Genomic DNA, 19,536 nt, shown 5'->3' with positions numbered 1-19,536 from the left:
AAATGAATCTGCCAGTCAGAGAGTTTGATGCTGTCGTTATTGGCGCAGGTGGTGCCGGTATGCGAGCTGCATTGCAAATTTCACAGTTAGGCATGTCTTGTGCACTGATTTCCAAAGTGTTCCCAACTCGTTCCCATACGGTTTCTGCGCAGGGCGGTATTACCGTTGCTCTGGGCAATACCCATGATGATGACTGGGAATGGCACATGTATGACACCGTTAAGGGTTCCGACTATATCGGCGACCAGGATGCCATCGAATATATGTGTAACACCGGGCCGGAAGCAATTCTTGAGCTTGAACACATGGGTCTGCCTTTCTCCCGTTTAGACAACGGCAAAATTTATCAGCGTCCGTTTGGCGGCCAGTCGAAAAACTTCGGCGGCGAGCAGGCGGCACGTACAGCAGCAGCGGCAGACCGAACGGGTCACGCGTTGCTGCACACCCTTTATCAGCAAAACCTGAAAAATCATACCACCATCTTCTCGGAGTGGTACTCGCTGGATCTGGTGAAAAACCAGGACGGTGCGGTTGTCGGCTGTACTGCTATCTGTATCGAAACCGGTGAAGTGGTTTACTTCAAGGCGAAAGCCACCGTGCTGGCTACCGGCGGCGCGGGCCGTATTTATCAGTCAACGACCAATGCCCACATTAATACCGGCGACGGCGTAGGCATGGCACTGCGCGCAGGCGTTCCAGTTCAGGATATGGAAATGTGGCAGTTCCACCCTACCGGCATTGCCGGCGCGGGTGTGCTGGTTACTGAAGGCTGCCGTGGTGAAGGTGGTTACCTGCTTAACAAAGACGGCGAGCGCTTTATGGAGCGTTACGCGCCAAATGCCAAAGATCTGGCGGGCCGTGATGTGGTTGCACGTTCCATCATGATCGAAATCCGTGAAGGTCGCGGCTGCGACGGTCCATTAGGGCCACACGTCAAGTTGAAACTTGATCACCTGGGTAAAGAAGTTCTGGAATCTCGCCTGCCGGGTATTCTAGAACTGTCTCGTACCTTTGCTCACGTTGACCCAATTAAAGAGCCGATTCCGGTTATCCCTACCTGCCATTACATGATGGGCGGTATTCCGACCAAGGTAACTGGCCAGGCGATTCGTGTGAACGAGAAGGGCGAAGACGTGGTGATTCCTGGCCTGTTCGCGGTGGGTGAAATAGCCTGCGTATCGGTTCACGGCGCTAACCGTCTGGGCGGTAATTCACTGCTCGACCTGGTGGTCTTTGGCCGTGCGGCGGGCGTGCATCTGCAAGAGTCGCTGCAAGAGCAGGGTGAAAGCCGTGATGCCAGCCAGTCAGATATCGACTTCTCTCTGGAACGCCTGAATCGTTGGAACAACACTCGTTCTGGTGAAGATCCGGTACAGATTCGTAAAGATCTGCAAGCCTGTATGCAGAACAACTTCTCGGTCTTCCGTGAAGGTGATGCGATGGCCAAAGGGCTGGAAGATCTGAAACACATCCGTGAGCGTCTGCAACACGCCCGTCTGGACGACACGTCTACCGAGTTCAATACTCAGCGTATCGAATGTCTGGAACTGGACAACCTGATGGAAGTAGCACTATCTACGGCGGTATCGGCCAACTATCGTACCGAGAGCCGCGGTGCGCACAGTCGCTTCGATTTCCCGGATCGTGATGACGCACAGTGGCTTTGCCATACGCTGTACCAACCGGAAACTGAAAGCATGACTCGCCGTGAGGTGAACATGCAGCCTAAGCTGCGCGCGGCATTCCCGCCGAAAGCACGTACCTACTAGGCCGGCGATCAGGAGCATATAAATGAAACTCGAATTTTCGCTTTATCGCTATAACCCGGACGTAGACGACGTTCCTTACATGAAAGACTATGTGCTGGAAGTCGGCGAAGGCCATGACATGATGCTGCTCGACGCACTGATCCTGCTGAAAGAGCAAGACCCGACTCTGTCGTTTCGTCGCTCCTGCCGTGAGGGCGTTTGCGGCTCTGACGGTGTAAACATGAACGGTAAAAACGGCCTGGCCTGTATCACGCCGGTTTCTGCCTTGCGTAACGGCAAGAAGAAAATTGTTATCCGTCCTCTGCCTGGTCTGCCTGTAGTGCGTGACCTGGTGGTCGATATGGGGCAGTTCTACAAGCAGTATGAAAAGATTAAACCTTATCTGATCAATGACGGTAAAAATCCTCCTGCGCGTGAGCATTTGCAGCAGCCGGAAGAACGTGAAAAGCTGGATGGCCTGTACGAGTGCATTCTTTGTGCCTGCTGCTCAACTTCTTGCCCGTCATTCTGGTGGAATCCTGACAAATTTGTCGGCCCTGCGGGACTGCTGGCGGCTTATCGTTTCCTTATTGATAGCCGTGACACAGAAACGCAATCACGCCTTGATAATCTTGATGATGCTTTCAGCGTATTCCGCTGCCACAGCATTATGAACTGTGTCAGCGTATGTCCTAAAGGACTAAACCCGACCAAAGCGATTGGGCATATTAAGTCGATGCTGCTACAGCGCGGCGCCTAAAAGCAAAATGCAAAATAGCGGGAACTCAGGTTCCCGCTAATATTAAGTGATTAGGGTGTAACATTTACGCAACAAAATGAATGATTTATGCAGGTTTAACCTGATGAAATTTCAGGATAAAGAACGATAATTTTTTCATGTTAGCAGGCATAATTAGTAACATCGCAGGGAAACGCCAAAAGCCGGAGCCAAGCAGCAACGCGCAGGCTTTTGGAGGTTCCTTGACCCGATGACAGGGCATTGCCACTGTCCGTTAAGTGAACTGTTGTATGGAAAACCGTCTTACTTGGATGTTCGACATTTAGCATCTAAAAGTACCACGGTGATTTTATTAACCACGGCGAAAACTAAAGCTTTCAAAGCTTAAGGGATCACGATGCAGAACGGCGCAATGAAGGCCTGGCTGGATTCCTCCTATCTGGCAGGCGCGAACCAGTCTTACATAGAGCAGCTCTATGAAGATTATTTAACAGATCCTGGTTCCGTTGACGATAGCTGGCGTTCAATTTTCAAACAGCTACCGACAGTCGGTGTCAAACCAGAACAACTCCATTCACAAACTCGAGACTACTTCCGCCGTCTGGCGAAGGACGCCTCGCGTTATAACTCCGCTATCAGCGACCCACAAACCGATGCGAAACAGGTTAAGGTGCTGCAGCTTATCAACGCCTTCCGTTTCCGTGGTCACCAGAATGCCAACCTCGATCCGCTGGGTTTGTGGCAACAGGAAACTGTGGCTGATCTGGATCCGGCCTACCATAATCTGTCGGAAGCTGATTTCCAGGAGACCTTCAACGTGGGTTCATTTGCCATTGGCAAAGAAACCATGCAGTTGGGTGAACTTTACGCGGCGTTGAAGCAGACTTACTGCGGTTCGATTGGTGCCGAGTATATGCACATCACTAATACCGATGAAAAACGCTGGATTCAGCAGCGCATCGAATCAGTGGTTGGCCGTGCGAAGTTTTCCGAGAAAGAGAAGAAAACCTTCCTTAAAGAACTGACCGCAGCCGAAGGCCTCGAGCGCTATCTGGGGGCTAAATTCCCTGGCGCTAAACGCTTCTCGCTGGAAGGTGGGGATGCACTGGTTCCTATGCTCAAGGACATGATCCGCCATGCCGGTAAAAACGGTACGCGTGAAGTGGTTCTGGGCATGGCGCACCGCGGTCGTCTGAATGTATTGATCAACGTGCTGGGTAAAAAACCCCAAGACCTGTTTGATGAATTCTCAGGTAAGCATAAAGAGCATCTGGGTACCGGTGATGTGAAATATCACATGGGCTACTCGTCTGACGTCGAAACCGAAGGCGGTATGGTTCACCTGGCGCTGGCGTTTAACCCGTCGCACCTTGAAATCGTCAGCCCGGTTGTTATCGGTTCGGTTCGTGCGCGTCGCGACCGTCTCGACGAAGCGCGTAGCAACATGGTATTGCCGATCACTATTCACGGTGATGCGGCAATTACCGGTCAGGGCGTAGTTCAGGAAACTCTGAACATGTCACTGGCTCGCGGTTATGAAGTTGGCGGTACCGTGCGTATCGTGATCAACAACCAGGTTGGTTTCACCACTTCCAACCCGAAAGATGCGCGCTCTACCGAATACTGTACCGATATCGCGAAAATGGTGCAGGCGCCGATTTTCCACGTAAATGCCGATGACCCTGAGGCGGTAGCTTTCGTTACCCGTCTGGCATTGGATTACCGTAACACCTTTAAACGTGACGTAATGATCGACCTGGTTTGCTACCGTCGTCATGGCCATAACGAGGCCGACGAACCTAGTGCAACCCAGCCTCTGATGTATCAGAAGATCAAGAAACACCCAACGCCACGCAAGCTGTATGCAGATATCTTGACCGAGCAAGGGGTTGCCAGCCTTGAAGATGCGACGGAAATGGTCAATCTTTACCGTGATGCCCTGGATGCCGGTGAATGTGTGGTGGACGAATGGCGTCCAAACGACATGCACACCTTTACCTGGTCACCGTATCTGAACCACGAGTGGGACGAAGCCTATCCTGCGACCGTCGAGCCAAAACGTCTGCAAGAGTTGGCGCGTCGCGTTTCCAGCGTTCCTGAAGCCATCGAAATGCAGTCTCGCGTTGCCAAGATTTACGGCGACCGTCAAGACATGGCCGAAGGCAAGAAAATGTTCGACTGGGGCGGTGCCGAGAACCTGGCTTACGCCACGTTGGTTGATGAAGGTATCCCAATCCGTCTTTCCGGTGAAGATACCGGTCGCGGCACCTTCTTCCACCGTCACGCGGTGATCCACAACCAGAAAAACGGCTCCGTGTATGTGCCGCTTTCCAACATTCACAACAGTCAGGGCGTGTTCAACGTCTGGGACTCAGTGCTGTCGGAAGAGGCTGTTCTGGCCTTCGAATACGGTTATGCCACCGCAGAGCCACGCACCCTGACCATCTGGGAAGCGCAGTTCGGTGATTTCGCCAACGGTGCGCAGGTCGTCATCGATCAGTTCATCAGCTCCGGCGAGCAGAAATGGGGCCGCATGTGTGGTCTGGTCATGCTGCTGCCGCACGGTTATGAAGGGCAGGGGCCGGAGCACTCATCCGCGCGCCTTGAGCGTTATTTGCAACTTTGCGCCGAGCAAAATATGCAGGTTTGTATCCCTTCAACGCCAGCGCAGGTTTACCACATGATCCGTCGTCAGGCGCTGCGCGGAATGCGTCGCCCACTGATTGTCATGTCGCCAAAATCACTGCTGCGTCATCCGCTGGCCGTGTCCTCCCTCGATGAACTGGCCAATGGCAGCTTCCTGCCGGCGATCGGTGAGGTCGACGAGCTGGACTCGAAAGGCGTCAAGCGCGTCGTGATGTGTTCCGGCAAGGTCTATTATGATCTGCTTGAACAACGCCGTAAGAATGAACAAACAGACGTTGCTATCATTCGTATCGAGCAGCTTTATCCGTTCCCGCACAAGGCGGTACAGGGCGTGATTGAGCAGTATGCGCATGTTAAAGATTTCGTCTGGTGTCAGGAAGAGCCGCTCAACCAGGGCGCATGGTATTGCAGTCAGCACAATTTCCGTGAAGTTGTTCCTTACGGTGCTTCTTTACGCTACGCGGGACGTCCGGCATCTGCCTCTCCTGCCGTAGGCTATATGTCAGTTCACCAGAAGCAGCAGCAAGATCTGGTTAACGACGCGCTGAACCTTAAATAGTCGTTTAATTTTGTAATTTACCCGAGCTGATTGTAGTGACAGCCAAAGCTAACGCCGATGCCACTACAATCACCAAGGGACAAATAAGGATAGATTAATGAGTAGCGTAGATATTCTGGTCCCTGACCTTCCTGAATCCGTTGCGGATGCGACGGTTGCGACCTGGCATAAAAAACCTGGTGACAGCGTTGAGCGTGATGAAGTTCTGGTTGAAATCGAAACTGACAAAGTGGTGCTGGAAGTTCCGGCAAGTGAAGCTGGCATTCTGGACAGCATTCTGGAAGAAGAAGGCGCGACCGTGCTTTCCAAACAGCTTCTGGCTCGCCTGCGTCCGGGCGACAGCTCTGGCAAACCAAGCCAGGAAAAAAGTGCAACGAAGGAGTCTACGCCTTCTGATCGTCACACCGCAGCACTGGATGATGAAAGCAACGACGCGCTCAGCCCGGCCATTCGCCGCCTGATTGCCGAGCATTCTCTGGATGCCAGCGCCATTAAAGGCACCGGTGTTGGCGGTCGTCTGACTCGTGAAGATATCGATCAGCACATCGCCAAAAAAGGCAATGACAAACCGGCTGCTGCACCGGCCCAGGCCAAGCCAGCCGAAGCTGCACCTGCACCTTCAATTGGCGCTCGCAGTGAAAAACGCGTGCCGATGTCTCGTCTGCGTAAACGCGTCGCCGAGCGTCTGCTGGAAGCGAAAAACAGCACCGCCATGTTGACCACGTTTAACGAAATCAACATGAAGCCGATTATGGATCTGCGCAAGCAGTACGGCGAAGGCTTCGAGAAGCGCCACGGCGTGCGTCTGGGCTTTATGTCGTTCTACCTGAAAGCCGTGGTAGAAGCGCTGAAGCGTTTCCCGGAAGTGAATGCTTCAATCGATGGCGATGACGTGGTTTACCACAACTATTTCGATGTGAGCATTGCAGTATCTACGCCACGTGGACTGGTAACGCCGGTTCTGCACGATGTCGACACATTGGGCATGGCTGATATTGAGAAGAAAATCAAAGAGCTGGCTATCAAAGGCCGCGATGGCAAATTGACCGTTCAAGAGATGACCGGCGGTAACTTCACCGTGACCAACGGCGGTGTGTTCGGCTCTCTGATGTCAACGCCTATCATCAATCCACCACAGAGTGCGATTCTAGGTATGCACGCGATCAAAGACCGTCCGATGGCGGTTAATGGTCAGGTTGTTATCCTGCCAATGATGTATCTGGCGCTGTCTTACGATCATCGTCTGGTTGATGGACGTGAATCTGTAGGCTTCCTGGTGACCATCAAAGAAATGCTGGAAGATCCATCTCGTCTGCTGTTGGACGTCTAGGATTTAACACCTCTTTATTGAAGGCGTGGTAAATATAAGTGCAGGGCAGGAATTTCTGCTCTGCAACCTACTGAAATCAATGGATAGAACATCATGAATTTACACGAGTACCAAGCGAAACAGCTGTTTCTGCGCTATGGCCTTCCTGCCCCTACAGGCTTTGCTTGCTCCACCCCGCGTGAAGCGGAAGAGGCCGCATCGAAAATCGGTGCCGGTCCGTGGGTAGTAAAATGTCAGGTTCATGCTGGCGGCCGTGGTAAAGCTGGCGGCGTGAAAGTCGTTAAAAGCAAAGAAGAAATTCGCGCTTTTGCAGAGCACTGGCTGGGTAAACGTCTGGTGACCTATCAGACTGATGCGCAGGGCCAACCGGTTAACCAGATCCTGGTCGAGGCCGCAACTGACATCGACAAAGAGCTGTATCTTGGCGCAGTTGTTGACCGTAGCTCACGCCGCGTAGTGTTCATGGCTTCCACCGAAGGCGGCGTGGAAATCGAGAAAGTGGCTGAAGAAACTCCACACCTGATCCACAAAGTTGCGCTGGATCCACTGGCAGGTCCACAGCCTTATCAAGGCCGTGAGCTGGCGTTCAAACTGGGTCTTAGCGGCAAGCAGGTTGCACAATTCACCAAGATCTTCATGGGTCTGGCGAATATCTTCCTGGAGCGCGACCTGGCGCTGATTGAAATCAATCCGCTGGTTGTGACCAAAGAAGGTGATTTGATTTGCCTCGACGGCAAGCTGGGTGCAGATGCCAACGCCCTGTTCCGTCAACCGGAACTGCGTGAAATGCGTGACCACAGCCAGGAAGATGCTCGTGAATCTCAGGCTGCACAGTGGGAACTGAACTACGTAGCGCTGGACGGTAACATCGGTTGTATGGTTAACGGTGCGGGCCTGGCAATGGGTACCATGGACATCGTTAAACTGCACGGCGGCGAACCCGCTAACTTCCTGGACGTTGGCGGCGGCGCAACCAAAGAGCGCGTGACCGAGGCATTCAAAATCATCTTGTCTGACGACAAAGTGAAAGCTGTATTCGTTAACATCTTCGGCGGTATCGTGCGCTGTGACCTGATTGCCGACGGCATCATTGGTGCAGTGGCTGAAGTGGGCGTCAACGTACCGGTTGTGGTGCGTCTCGAAGGGAACAATGCTGAACTGGGTGCCAAAAAACTGGCAGACAGCGGTTTGAACATCATTGCAGCGACCAGCCTGACTGACGGCGCAGAGCAAGTTGTTGCTGCAGTGGAGGGTAAATAATGTCGATTTTAATCAATAAGAACACCAAAGTTATCTGCCAGGGTTTCACCGGTAGCCAAGGGACTTTCCACTCCGAGCAGGCGATTGCCTACGGAACCAAGATGGTTGGCGGCGTGACTCCAGGTAAAGGCGGCACTCAGCATCTGGGTCTGCCAGTGTTCAACACAGTGCGTGAAGCCGTTGAAACGACCGGCGCAACCGCATCTGTTATCTACGTTCCAGCTCCTTTCTGTAAAGATTCGATTCTTGAAGCTATCGATGCAGGCATCCAGCTTATTATCTGTATCACCGAAGGCATCCCGACTCTGGATATGCTGGTGGTGAAAGTTAAGCTTGAGCAAACTGGCGTGCGCATGATTGGACCTAACTGCCCAGGCGTTATCACTCCGGGCGAATGCAAAATCGGCATCCAGCCTGGTCATATTCACAAGCCAGGCAAAGTGGGTATCGTTTCCCGCTCAGGTACTCTGACTTATGAAGCCGTTAAGCAGACGACCGATTACGGCTTTGGCCAGTCTACCTGCGTCGGTATCGGCGGTGACCCGATCCCGGGTTCAAGCTTTATCGATATTCTGAAGCTGTTCCAGGAAGATCCACAGACTGAAGCAATCGTGATGATCGGTGAGATCGGCGGTAATGCGGAAGAAGAAGCGGCTGCTTACATCAAAGAGCACGTAACTAAACCGGTTATCGGCTATATCGCGGGTGTGACTGCGCCAAAAGGCAAACGTATGGGCCATGCCGGTGCGATCATTGCTGGCGGTAAAGGCACTGCCGACGACAAATTTGCAGCGCTGGAAGCAGCCGGTGTTAAAACCGTACGCAGCCTGGCTGACATCGGCAACGCCGTGAAATCTGTACTGCCACACTAAGCCTGAACGCGTTAATCTCGTTCTTGTGACGATGCCGCCCACCGAGGCGGCATTTTTTTAGCTAAAACTCCTCCTACCCAAATTCGTTCTTTCCCCTAAATCACTAACAATCTAATTGTTCTCAAACTATTAATTTATCTTTATTAACAATAAAGGTCTATTTTACACTTGGATTACTTTACATTTAATTAAATGAAATATTGATCTGGATCATGGTTTTATTTAATTAAAATAAATGGCGGAATATAAATAAAATATAAATATTTATTGTGATACCTGATATTCACATCTATTTAACAGCAATGACTACATGATAATACAAATAATCGTTAAATTAACATTTGGCGAAATAGTTCGTTAAATATTTTCCTATTGATCTGGAAATAAATACCAGAAGAGATTAAATTGCTGTAGATCAATATCTGGCATTGTTTAGGGAAATGATACGAATTGATCTACATTCCAAAAATAAGCTATAGCGCACGAAAAGACCTATTTATTGTGAGGGAATAGTGGCGTAATATTATCGTGAATCAGTAATACCCTTAAAGCAGAGCTCCATGGGCCAGAACCCCCCGCATTCTGTGCCTCATGGTGCCAAGCGGCAGCGTGCGTGCCAAGCACGGCTGTGCCTGCAAAGGTAGGATTAAATAGAATTCTGATGACCCTCTATTTAATTAAAAACTTAACAAGTAAAGATTCGCTTAAGTAAATCGATAATGATTTAACTCATTAATGAATTGAAGCAGTGTTGATAACCGCACGTTAAATACTGGTAGTTGTGAGGCGTATTACCTTTTATACGTCAGAGAGTCGCAATTTGGAGTCTTCCTCCGAGGAGCTAGGGGCTAGAATGTTTGATATCGTAGAGCTGTCGCGTTTGCAGTTTGCTTTAACGGCCATGTACCATTTCTTATTTGTTCCGCTAACGCTGGGTATGGCGTTTCTGCTGGCAATAATGGAAACGATTTATGTTCTTTCAGGCAAACAAATTTATAAGGACATGACCAAATTCTGGGGCAAGTTATTTGCTATTAACTTTGCCTTGGGTGTGGCCACAGGATTGACCATGGAATTCCAGTTCGGAACCAACTGGTCATATTTCTCACATTATGTCGGAGACATATTTGGCGCGCCGCTGGCTATCGAAGGCCTGATGGCGTTTTTCCTGGAGTCAACGCTGGTCGGGCTGTTCTTCTTCGGCTGGGATCGCCTGTCAAAAGTGCAGCATATGACGGTAACCTGGTTTGTTGCACTGGGCTCAAACCTTTCTGCGCTGTGGATCCTGGTTGCCAACGGGTGGATGCAAAACCCGGTGGCATCAGCATTTAACTATGAAACCATGCGCATGGAGATGGTCAGTTTCTCTGAACTGGTGCTGAATCCGGTTGCCCAGGTCAAATTCGTGCATACTGTGGCAGCAGGCTACGTGACCGGCGCGATGTTCATGTTGGCAATCAGCTCCTGGTATCTGCTGAAAGGACGCGATACGGCCTTTGCCAAACGTTCGTTTGCGATAGCGGCCAGCTTTGGTCTAGCGGCGGTTCTGTCCGTAATCGTACTCGGCGACGAGTCCGGCTACGAAATGGGCGACGTGCAGAAAACCAAGCTGGCAGCTATCGAAGCCGAATGGGAAACCCAGCCAGCACCCGCCAACTTTACGCTGATCGGGCTGCCTAATCAGGACAAGATGGAGAACCAATACTCCATTCAAATCCCTTATTTACTGGGTTTGATTGCAACTCGTTCAATCGACAAACCGGTAACTGGCCTCAAAGAACTGATGGCGCAGCATGAAGTTCGTATCCGCAATGGCATGAAAGCTTATGCGCTGCTTGAAGAACTTCGCTCGGGAAATAACAGCCCTGAAGTACGCAGTGAATTCGAGAAAGCCAAAGTTGATCTCGGCTATGGTCTGTTGCTGAAGCGCTACACGCCAAAAGTTAGCGATGCTACCGAGACGCAGATCCAACAGGCGACCAAAGATTCTATTCCTCGCGTTCTACCGCTGTATTTTGCCTTCCGTATTATGGTGGCGGGTGGATTCTTGATTCTGCTGATTATCGGCCTGTCATTCCTGACTGTGCTGCGCGGCCAGATTGGCAAGCGTCGCTGGCTGCATCGCCTGGCATTGTATGGTTTGCCGCTGCCGTGGATTGCTATCGAAGCCGGTTGGTTCGTGGCCGAGTATGGCCGTCAACCGTGGGCTATCGGCGAGATTCTACCCACTGCCGTGGCGAACTCTTCTCTAACCGCTGGCGACGTACTGACATCCATGATCCTCATTTGTGGCTTGTACACGCTGTTCCTGGTCGCCGAAATGTTCCTGATGTTCAAATTTGCCCGTCTTGGACCAAGCAGTCTGAAAACCGGCCGCTACCATTTTGAACAAACTGCCGCTCACCCTCAGCGCGTACAATAAATAGGAGACCACATATGTTTGACTATGAAGTATTGAGGTTTATCTGGTGGGTGCTGATTGGTGTTCTGTTTATCGGCTTCGCGGTAACCGACGGCTTTGACATGGGCGTGGGCATTCTGGTGAGGATTATCGGCAAGACTGATACCGATCGCCGGGTAATGATTAACGCAATTGCCCCACACTGGGACGGTAACCAGGTCTGGCTGATCACCGCAGGCGGCGCGCTGTTTGCCGCCTGGCCGATGGTTTATGCCGCGGCGTTCTCTGGCTTTTACGCAGCAATGATACTGGTGCTGTGCGCATTATTCTTCCGTCCACTGGGTTTTGACTATCGCGCCAAGGTAGACGATCGCCGCTGGCGTAACATGTGGGATTGGGGCATTTTTATCGGCAGCTTTGTGCCTGCGCTGGTGTTTGGCGTGGCGTTCGGCAATCTGCTGCTGGGTGTTCCGTTCCACGTCGATGAGTATCTGCGCCTTTATTACACGGGCAATTTGTTCCAGCTGCTTAATCCGTTTGGGCTGCTGGCGGGTATTGTCAGCCTGACCATGCTAATTACTCAGGGCGCAACTTATCTGCAAATGCGCACTACCGGTGAGCTGCATCTGCGGACTCGCACCGCCTCGCAAATTTCTGCGCTGGTGATGATGGTGTGCTTCCTGATTGCCGGCATCTGGCTAATAAAAGGCATCGACGGCTACGTAGTGACCTCGGCTATCAACACGGCTGCCGAATCCAATCCGTTACGCAAAACGGTCGCGCATCAGGCCGGTGCCTGGCTGCTCAACTTTAATCGCATGCCGATACTTTGGATAATCCCGGCGCTGGGTGTGATTTTACCTTTATTTACTATTCTGCTTTCCAGATTGAATAAAGGTGCCTGCGCGTTTGTGTCTTCATCGTTGACGATTGCCTGTGTGATCCTTACGGCGGGTGTGACTATGTTCCCGTTCGTGATGCCATCAAGCACCATGCCGAATGCCAGTCTAACCATGTGGGATGCCACTTCCAGCCCGTTGACTCTGAAAGTCATGACCGTTGTGGCGTGTATTTTTGTGCCGATCATCCTTATTTATACCAGCTGGGCTTACTACAAAATGTTTGGTCGTCTCGATAAAAACTTCATCGAAAACAACAAACATTCACTGTACTAATCTCATCGGAAAGGGGAGTTAAACACTATGTGGTATTTTGCCTGGATACTGGGAACACTGCTGGCTTGCTCGGCGGGAATTATTACCGCGCTGGCGTTGGAGCATGTCGAAGAAACCAAAGCAGTGAATGACCCAGAATAACTCATCATGCGGTGAATGATTTTATTGCCGCCACTGCCAAAGGTCCCAGCCGGGGCCTTTCCTTTCACCCCTCGCGTGGCTTGATTTTTTTTACATGATTTACAAAGCACTGACACTGCCATTTCAATCAACCATCACGGTTCATAATTATTTTCATTCCAGACTTGCAACCCATTCCCAAGCTGAAATCAGTTGCGTATAGTAGGGCCGTCAAATTGCAATACGGGATGTAGAGTGAGTAATTCGTTGTTCCGATGGCCTGTCCGTGTCTACTACGAAGACACCGATGCAGGCGGCGTGGTTTATCACGCCCGTTACGTCGCCTTTTTTGAAAGGGCTCGCACTGAAATGTTGCGCGATCGCAACTTTCACCAGCACCAAATGCTGGAAGATCATATCGCTTTTGCAGTTCGCCGAATGACGGTTGATTATCTGGCTCCGGCACGCCTTGACGATTTGCTGGATGTCCAGAGTGAGATCACCGAAATCCGGGGGGCTTCACTTACCTTTGCACAACGAATTCTTGATTCGCATGGCAACCTTCTGTGTAGTGCAGAAGTACTTATTGCATGCATCGATCCACATCAAATGAAGCCACGAGCGCTTCCTAAGTCTATTGTCGCGGAGTTCAAGCAGTGACTGACATGAACATTATTGATTTATTTTTAAAGGCCAGCATCCTGGTTAAGCTGATCATGCTTATCCTGATCTGTTTTTCCATTGCCTCCTGGGCAATCATCATTCAGCGCACCAAAGTGCTGAATGCGGCAACCCGCGAAGCTGAAGCGTTTGAAGATAAATTCTGGTCTGGTATTGAGCTTTCCCGTCTTTATCAGGAAAGCCAGGGTCGCCGCGACACTTTGACCGGTGCGGAGCAGATTTTCCATTCGGGTTTCAAAGAGTTTGCCCGTTTGCATCGCGCAAACAGTCACGTGCCCGAGTCGGTTATCGAAGGTTCTTCTCGCGCTATGCGCATTTCCTTCAACCGCGAACTGGAAGCGCTGGAAACTCACATTCCTTTCCTGGGCTCGGTTGGTTCTATCAGCCCGTACATCGGCCTTTTCGGAACGGTATGGGGGATCATGAACGCCTTTATCGGTTTGGGCTCGGTTAAACAGGCTACGCTGCAGATGGTTGCTCCAGGTATCTCTGAAGCACTGATCGCTACTGCTCTCGGTTTGTTTGCTGCCATTCCTGCTGTTATGGCCTACAACCGTCTTAGCCAGCGCGTGAATAAACTCGAACAAAATTACGATAACTTCATCGAAGAATTCACGGCTATCCTGCACCGTCAGGCTTTCTCTCGCGAGAGCAGTAATTAAGGGAGGGGAGTATGGCTCGAGTACGAGGTCGTAAGCGCCGTGAACTGAAGTCGGAAATCAATATCGTTCCACTGCTCGACGTGTTGCTGGTGCTGTTGCTCGTTTTTATGGCAACAGCTCCCATCATCACCCAGAGCGTTGAGGTGGACTTGCCTGATGCGACCGACTCTAAAACAGTTTCTACCGATGATAACCCTCCGGTTATTGTCGAAGTTTCTGGCGTAGGCCAATACACCATTGTTATTGACCATCAGAGAATGGAACAGCTGCCCGAGCAGCAGGTTATTGCCGAGGCGTCGCAACGCATTCAGGCAAATCCTAAAACCGTTTTCCTGATCGGTGGAGCAAAAACAGTACCTTACGATGAAATCATCAAGGCGCTCAACTTGCTGCATCAGGCGGGTGTTAAATCGGTCGGTTTAATGACACAGCCAATCTGATCCATGGCTAATGGGTAACATTTATTTTAAACCTGGTGGCGGTACCTTGACCATTAGGCCTTGCTCAAGCGCGAATCTGGCGGGGCAGGGTGCTAGTGAGTACACACCAGGCTTTAGCAATTCTGTGTTGGGAAATCTATTTTGGTAAAGGCAACTGCAACTGAACAAAACGATAAGCTCAAACGCGCCGTTATTGTTTCGGTCGTTCTGCATATCATATTGATAGCCTTGTTGATCTGGAGTTCTTTCGACAAGGACACCAACATGAGCGGCGGCGGTGGCGGCAGTGATATTTCGGCAGTAATGGTCGATTCCGGTGCCGTGGTCGATCAATACAATCGTGAGCAGCAGCAACAGGCTGATGCAAATAGCGCGCAGCAATCGCATCAGAAAAAATCTGAGCAGCAGGCTGAAGAGGCCAAAGAGGCAGCTGAACAGGCTAAGCAGGAAAAAGCTGAACAAGTCAAAGAAGCTGCCGAATCAGCCAGGCAAGCCGCTCAGCAGCAGAAGGCCGAGCAGGCGAAAGAGGCAGCTCAAGCCGCGCAGGAACAAAAACAGGCTGCTGCAGAGCAGGCCAGGCAAGCCGCCGAGCAACAGAAACAGGCTGCTGCCGAACAGGCTAAAGAAGCTGCCGAAGATGCTAAACAGGCTGCCGCGGATGCCAAAGCCGCAGCCGTGAAAGAACAGCAAAAGCAGGCTGCAGATGCAGCCGCGAAAGCCAAGGCTGAGGCAGATAAAGTCGCCAAGGCGCAGGCCGATGCGCAGAAGAAAGCTGAAGCTGAAGCCAGGAAGCAGGCTGAGGCAGATACTGCCGCCGCCGCTGCTGCAGCGAAAAAACAGGCTCAGGCAGAAGCTAAGAAAGAAGCCGCAGCAGAAGCCAAAAAAGCGGCTGCTGAAGAGGCGAAACAGGCAGCTGCCGATGCTAAAGCCGCAGAGGCGAAAGAAGCCGCCGCAGCCAAAGCTACCGCAGCGAAAGAGGCTGCCGAGGCTAAAGCGACCGAGGCAAAAGAAGCCAAGGCCGCAGCAGCCAAAGAGGCCGCCGCCGAGAAAGCAGCAGCCAAATCAGCCGCGGATGCCAAGAAAAAGGCGGCCGCTGCCGCAGCGAAACAGTCAGAAGATGTTAACGACCTGTTTGGTGGGTTAGCATCTTCTAAAAATGCCCCTAAAGGCGGTGGTGGCGCACCTGCTGGCGTGGGAAAAAATAAATCGGCCGGTGCTTCTGGAGCAGACCTTGCCAACTATGGCAGTAAAATTCAGGCAGCAATCCAGCAACGTTTCTATGATTATCAGTCATACATCGGCAAGACCTGTAACCTTAAGGTCAAGATGGCGTCTAACGGCACGCTGCTGGATATCCAGTCCGAGGGCGGCGATCCGGCCCTGTGTCAGGCGGCTATTGCTGCAGCGCGTCAGGCGAAATTCCCGCCTCCGCCTTCGCAGGCCGTGTATGAAGCATTTAAGGACGCAGGATTAGACTTTAAGCCTCGTTAAGAGACTTAAGTCACGGCGTTGTGAGTCGGCAGTCGAAAATATTTATCTTTAAGATATTTACGATGGCTTATCTGGTGTTTGTGTAGTTTTGTGTGTATTGGTTTGTTAAAATTCTGCTAGTTTATCGCGGAAAGAATAAGCCGGTCAGACTTCATGGCTCGCAGGCTTCAGGGCAGTTTAAAACAGTGGAAACCGCGCATTCCCCGACATGGAAACGGGGAGTTTATGCGCGGGCTTCTGCTGTTTGTTATGGAGCCCTGCGAGGCGTAAGATTTCTTTCGGGCTCTGAGTCCAGATAAGGGAGATACAATGAAACAGGCAATTCGAGTAGCGTTCGGCCTATTAATGATGTGGGCAACGGTATCTCAGGCGGAAGTTCGCATCGAGATAACCCAGGGTGTAGATACCGCCCGTCCTATCGCAGTAGTACCTTTTAAATGGGCTGGCCCAGGTACTCCTCCGCAGGATATCGGTAGCATTGTTGGTGCCGACCTGCGTAACAGCGGCAAATTCAATCCTATCGACAATGCACGTATGCCACAGCAGCCGACTACCGCAGCGGAAGTTACCCCTGCTGCCTGGAGCGCGTTGGGTATTAACGACGTTGTGGTGGGTCAAATTCAGCCTGGTGGCGACGGCAGCTATGTCGTTTCTTATCAGTTGGTAGATACTTCTGGTAGCAGCCCGACTGTATTGGCTCAGAACCAGTACAAAATTACCAAAGAATGGCTGCGTTACGCGGCTCATACTGCAAGTGACGAAGTCTTCCAGAAACTGACCGGCGTCAAAGGGGCTTTCCGCACCCGTATCGCTTATATCGTGCAGACCAACGGTGGAAAATTCCCGTATGAACTGCGCGTCGCGGATTATGACGGCTACAATCAGTTTGTCGTGCATCGTTCGCCAGAGCCTTTGATGTCTCCGGCCTGGTCTCCGGACGGCAGCAAACTGGCTTATGTCACCTTCGAGAGCGGACGTTCTGCTCTGGTCGTTCAGACGTTGGCCAATGGCGCTATCCGTCAGATCGCTGACTTCCCGCGTCACAACGGAGCACCAGCGTTTTCGCCAGATGGTACCAAACTGGCAATGGCCCTGTCTAAATCAGGTAGCCTCAACTTATATGTAATGAATTTAGCTTCTGGCCAACTAAGCCAGGTTACTGATGGACGTAGCAACAGCACTGAACCTGCATGGTATCCGGACAGCCAAAATCTGGCGTTTACCTCGGATCAGGGCGGTCGTCCACAGTTGTATAAAGTAAATATTAATGGCGGTGCGCCACAACGTCTGACGTGGGAAGGTTCTCAGAACCAAGACTCAGATGTTAGCTCCGATGGAAAATTCCTTGTAATGGTTAGCTCCAACAACGGTAGCCAACACATCGCCAAACAAGATCTGGAAACGGGAGCCGTTCAAGTATTAACGGACACGTTCCTGGATGAAACGCCTAGTATCGCGCCGAACGGCACCATGATTATCTACAGCTCCTCACAGGGACTGGGCAAGGTGTTACAGTTGGTCTCGACTGATGGGCGTTTCAAAGCGCGTCTTCCGGCTACCGATGGACAGGTCTCATTTCCTGCCTGGTCGCCGTACCTGTGATGCATGTTTAGATATGTATGGCAAATTATAAAAAAGGATCAACGAGATGCAACTTAACAAAGTGCTGAAAGGCCTGCTGCTGGCAGTACCTGTAATGGCAATCGCGGCGTGTTCTTCACACAAAACCGCAGACAATGGCCAAGCTGGATACGGCGCTGGTGCTAACGGTGCTAGCACTGAAAATGGCAACATGTCTTCAGAAGAACAAGCTCGTCTGCAGATGCAAGAACTGCAGAAAAACAACATCGTTTACTTCGGTCTGGACAAGTACGATGTTTCTTCTGACTACGCTCAGATGCTGGATGCACACGCAGCTTTCCTGCGTAGCAACCCGTCTTACAAAGTGACTGTTGAAGGTAACGCCGACGAACGTGGCACGCCTGAATACAACATCGCTCTGGGTGAGCGTCGTGCTACTGCAGTTAAAATGTACCTGCAAGGCAAAGGCGTTTCTGCTGACCAAATCTCTATCGTTTCTTACGGTAAAGAAAAACCAGCTGTACTGGGTCATGACGAAGCGGCTTACGCTAAAAACCGTCGTGCCGTACTGGTATACTAAGAGAATCGCATGAGCAGTAACTTCAAACATCACCTGTTGAGTTTGTCGTTACTGGTTGGCGTAGCGGCCCCCTGGGCCGCTACTGCCTCGGCGCCAATCAGTAATGTCGGCTCAGGCTCGATAGAAGATCGAGTCACCACCCTTGAGCGTATTTCTAACGGTCAAGGCCAGCTATTAACTCAACTGCAGCAGCAAGTTTCTGATAATCAGAACGATATTGCCAATCTTCGTGGTCAAATACAGGATAACCAGTATCAGCTGAAGCAAGTCACCGACCGTCAAAATCAAATCCTGCAACAGATTGCTGCGATGCAAAGCTCTGGTGGCGCTCCTGCGGCCTCAGCGGGTGCTGCAGCCGGTGCAGCAGCTTCTGATGGCGGTTCAGCTCAAGCACCTGCCAGTAGTGCGCCAGCGGCCACCGGTAACCCTGACACCGACTACAATGCTGCCGTGTCGTTAGTGCTGGATAAGAAACAGCCGGATCAGGCGATTAGTGCCTTCCAGGCTTTTATCAAGCAATACCCGGATTCTACTTACCAGCCTAATGCCAATTATTGGCTTGGCCAGTTGTATTACAACAAGGGTAAGAAAGATGATGCCGCGTACTATTTCGCGGTTGTGGTTAAAAACTATCCGAAGTCACCGAAAAGTCCAGATGCGATGTACAAGGTCGGGATCATCATGCAGGAAAAAGGCCAGAGCGATCGTGCTAAAGCCGTGTTCCAGCAAGTGGTTAAACAATACCCGAACAGTGAATCTGCAAAACAGGCTCAAAAACGTTTGGCTTCAAAATAAGTCTTCATTCAGGCCCGAAAAGTAACCATATCGGCTGTTTTTCGGGCTCGAATGTATGAAGAACAAGCAGTCAGTCAGTTATCTCGAAATTAGAGTTGCGCTGTCGAGATAAATCAGTAATATATGCCGCCGTTGCCCAGACAAACTGAAACAAGTTAATCAGGCAAGCAAATTAAGCAGATTAGTGGGTCGTTAGCTCAGTTGGTAGAGCAGTTGACTTTTAATCAATTGGTCGCAGGTTCGAATCCCGCACGACCCACCACTGTTTAATTAGAAGTAAAGTGTTAAGTCGTAAGGGCTGAGAACCTACAGCAGGTTCGAGCCGAGCGGAGCGAGACGACAACGCGTTAGCGTTGCCCGAAAGGTGAGGCCATAGGCCGAATCAATCCCGCACGACCCACCACTGTTTAATTAGAAGTAAAAGTGTTAAGTCGTTAGGTTAGCAAGCAGTTAAAC

General features: G+C 51.1%; 16 protein-coding genes, 1 tRNA gene and 1 other RNA gene. All 18 read left to right on the top strand.

Features of this window, described 5'->3' with window-relative positions; translation table 11 throughout:
* Positions 1-2 precede the first annotated feature (2 nt).
* The 18 genes from sdhA to SPM24T3_RS24655 all read left to right on the top strand — a co-directional run bounded on the left by sdhA (position 3) and on the right by SPM24T3_RS24655 (position 19,483).
* Complete coding sequence (gene sdhA, locus SPM24T3_RS11065) at positions 3-1,769, top strand: succinate dehydrogenase flavoprotein subunit (RefSeq protein WP_009636840.1); 1,767 nt, start codon at positions 3-5, stop codon at positions 1,767-1,769.
* A 22-nt stretch (positions 1,770-1,791) separates the two neighbouring features.
* Positions 1,792-2,508 carry a succinate dehydrogenase iron-sulfur subunit gene (locus SPM24T3_RS11060; protein WP_009636839.1) on the top strand — a complete coding sequence of 239 codons (717 nt, stop codon included), beginning with the start codon at positions 1,792-1,794 and terminating at the stop codon, positions 2,506-2,508.
* Between the two features lie 376 nt (positions 2,509-2,884).
* Positions 2,885-5,692 (top strand): 2-oxoglutarate dehydrogenase E1 component, encoded by a 2,808-nt coding sequence (gene sucA, locus SPM24T3_RS11055; protein WP_009636838.1) that lies wholly within the window; start codon positions 2,885-2,887, stop codon positions 5,690-5,692.
* A 97-nt stretch (positions 5,693-5,789) separates the two neighbouring features.
* Positions 5,790-7,022 (top strand): 2-oxoglutarate dehydrogenase complex dihydrolipoyllysine-residue succinyltransferase, encoded by a 1,233-nt coding sequence (odhB, locus tag SPM24T3_RS11050; protein ID WP_009636837.1) that lies wholly within the window; start codon positions 5,790-5,792, stop codon positions 7,020-7,022.
* Positions 7,023-7,115: 93 nt separating this feature from the next.
* Positions 7,116-8,282, top strand: a complete 1,167-nt coding sequence (gene sucC / locus SPM24T3_RS11045) for an ADP-forming succinate--CoA ligase subunit beta (protein WP_009636836.1) — start codon at positions 7,116-7,118, stop codon at positions 8,280-8,282.
* A complete protein-coding gene (sucD, locus tag SPM24T3_RS11040) occupies positions 8,282-9,154 on the top strand; it encodes a succinate--CoA ligase subunit alpha (protein WP_009636835.1) in 873 nt (290 codons plus the stop codon). The genes sucC and sucD overlap by 1 nt, the downstream gene beginning before the upstream one ends.
* Positions 9,155-10,007: 853 nt before the next feature.
* Complete coding sequence (gene cydA / locus SPM24T3_RS11035; protein ID WP_009636834.1) at positions 10,008-11,576, top strand: cytochrome ubiquinol oxidase subunit I; 1,569 nt, start codon at positions 10,008-10,010, stop codon at positions 11,574-11,576.
* A gap of 14 nt (positions 11,577-11,590) precedes the next feature.
* Complete coding sequence (gene cydB / locus SPM24T3_RS11030) at positions 11,591-12,730, top strand: cytochrome d ubiquinol oxidase subunit II (RefSeq protein ID WP_009636833.1); 1,140 nt, start codon at positions 11,591-11,593, stop codon at positions 12,728-12,730.
* A 27-nt stretch (positions 12,731-12,757) separates the two neighbouring features.
* Positions 12,758-12,871: a cytochrome bd-I oxidase subunit CydX gene (gene cydX / locus SPM24T3_RS24660; protein ID WP_009636832.1), complete on the top strand. Its 114-nt coding sequence runs from the start codon at positions 12,758-12,760 to the stop codon at positions 12,869-12,871.
* 234 nt (positions 12,872-13,105) lie between these two features.
* On the top strand, positions 13,106-13,510 hold the full coding sequence (gene ybgC, locus SPM24T3_RS11025; protein ID WP_009636831.1) for a tol-pal system-associated acyl-CoA thioesterase: 405 nt from the start codon (positions 13,106-13,108) through the stop codon (positions 13,508-13,510).
* Positions 13,507-14,193, top strand: a complete 687-nt coding sequence (tolQ, locus tag SPM24T3_RS11020; protein ID WP_009636830.1) for a Tol-Pal system protein TolQ — start codon at positions 13,507-13,509, stop codon at positions 14,191-14,193. The genes ybgC and tolQ overlap by 4 nt, the downstream gene beginning before the upstream one ends.
* Positions 14,194-14,204: 11 nt before the next feature.
* The gene (gene tolR, locus SPM24T3_RS11015; RefSeq protein ID WP_009636829.1) at positions 14,205-14,633 is read left to right on the top strand and encodes a colicin uptake protein TolR; all 429 of its coding nucleotides are present in this window, start codon (positions 14,205-14,207) and stop codon (positions 14,631-14,633) included.
* Between the two features lie 141 nt (positions 14,634-14,774).
* Positions 14,775-16,124, top strand: a complete 1,350-nt coding sequence (gene tolA / locus SPM24T3_RS11010; RefSeq protein WP_009636828.1) for a cell envelope integrity protein TolA — start codon at positions 14,775-14,777, stop codon at positions 16,122-16,124.
* A gap of 309 nt (positions 16,125-16,433) precedes the next feature.
* The gene (gene tolB, locus SPM24T3_RS11005; RefSeq protein WP_009636827.1) at positions 16,434-17,726 is read left to right on the top strand and encodes a Tol-Pal system beta propeller repeat protein TolB; all 1,293 of its coding nucleotides are present in this window, start codon (positions 16,434-16,436) and stop codon (positions 17,724-17,726) included.
* Positions 17,727-17,772: 46 nt separating this feature from the next.
* The gene (gene pal, locus SPM24T3_RS11000; RefSeq protein ID WP_009636826.1) at positions 17,773-18,285 is read left to right on the top strand and encodes a peptidoglycan-associated lipoprotein Pal; all 513 of its coding nucleotides are present in this window, start codon (positions 17,773-17,775) and stop codon (positions 18,283-18,285) included.
* Between the two features lie 9 nt (positions 18,286-18,294).
* Positions 18,295-19,080, top strand: a complete 786-nt coding sequence (gene cpoB / locus SPM24T3_RS10995; protein WP_009636825.1) for a cell division protein CpoB — start codon at positions 18,295-18,297, stop codon at positions 19,078-19,080.
* A 186-nt stretch (positions 19,081-19,266) separates the two neighbouring features.
* A tRNA-Lys gene (locus SPM24T3_RS10990) sits at positions 19,267-19,342 on the top strand.
* 15 nt (positions 19,343-19,357) lie between these two features.
* A non-coding RNA gene (locus tag SPM24T3_RS24655) (RtT sRNA) lies at positions 19,358-19,483 on the top strand.
* Positions 19,484-19,536 lie beyond the last annotated feature (53 nt).

This window comes from Serratia sp. M24T3 (assembly GCF_000257645.1).
In the GTDB taxonomy this organism is placed as follows: domain Bacteria; phylum Pseudomonadota; class Gammaproteobacteria; order Enterobacterales; family Enterobacteriaceae; genus Rouxiella.
This window is presented reverse-complemented; position numbering and strand designations above follow the sequence as displayed.

Coding starts and splice junctions, on each gene's coding strand:
- pal (WP_009636826.1), top strand. CDS start 17,773: ATGCAACTTAACAAAGTGCTGAAAGGCCTGCTGCTGGCAGTACCTGTA.
- sucC (WP_009636836.1), top strand. CDS start 7,116: ATGAATTTACACGAGTACCAAGCGAAACAGCTGTTTCTGCGCTATGGC.
- cydB (WP_009636833.1), top strand. CDS start 11,591: ATGTTTGACTATGAAGTATTGAGGTTTATCTGGTGGGTGCTGATTGGT.
- sdhA (WP_009636840.1), top strand. CDS start 3: ATGAATCTGCCAGTCAGAGAGTTTGATGCTGTCGTTATTGGCGCAGGT.
- SPM24T3_RS11060 (WP_009636839.1), top strand. CDS start 1,792: ATGAAACTCGAATTTTCGCTTTATCGCTATAACCCGGACGTAGACGAC.
- sucA (WP_009636838.1), top strand. CDS start 2,885: ATGCAGAACGGCGCAATGAAGGCCTGGCTGGATTCCTCCTATCTGGCA.
- odhB (WP_009636837.1), top strand. CDS start 5,790: ATGAGTAGCGTAGATATTCTGGTCCCTGACCTTCCTGAATCCGTTGCG.
- sucD (WP_009636835.1), top strand. CDS start 8,282: ATGTCGATTTTAATCAATAAGAACACCAAAGTTATCTGCCAGGGTTTC.
- cydX (WP_009636832.1), top strand. CDS start 12,758: ATGTGGTATTTTGCCTGGATACTGGGAACACTGCTGGCTTGCTCGGCG.
- tolR (WP_009636829.1), top strand. CDS start 14,205: ATGGCTCGAGTACGAGGTCGTAAGCGCCGTGAACTGAAGTCGGAAATC.
- tolB (WP_009636827.1), top strand. CDS start 16,434: ATGAAACAGGCAATTCGAGTAGCGTTCGGCCTATTAATGATGTGGGCA.
- cpoB (WP_009636825.1), top strand. CDS start 18,295: ATGAGCAGTAACTTCAAACATCACCTGTTGAGTTTGTCGTTACTGGTT.
- cydA (WP_009636834.1), top strand. CDS start 10,008: ATGTTTGATATCGTAGAGCTGTCGCGTTTGCAGTTTGCTTTAACGGCC.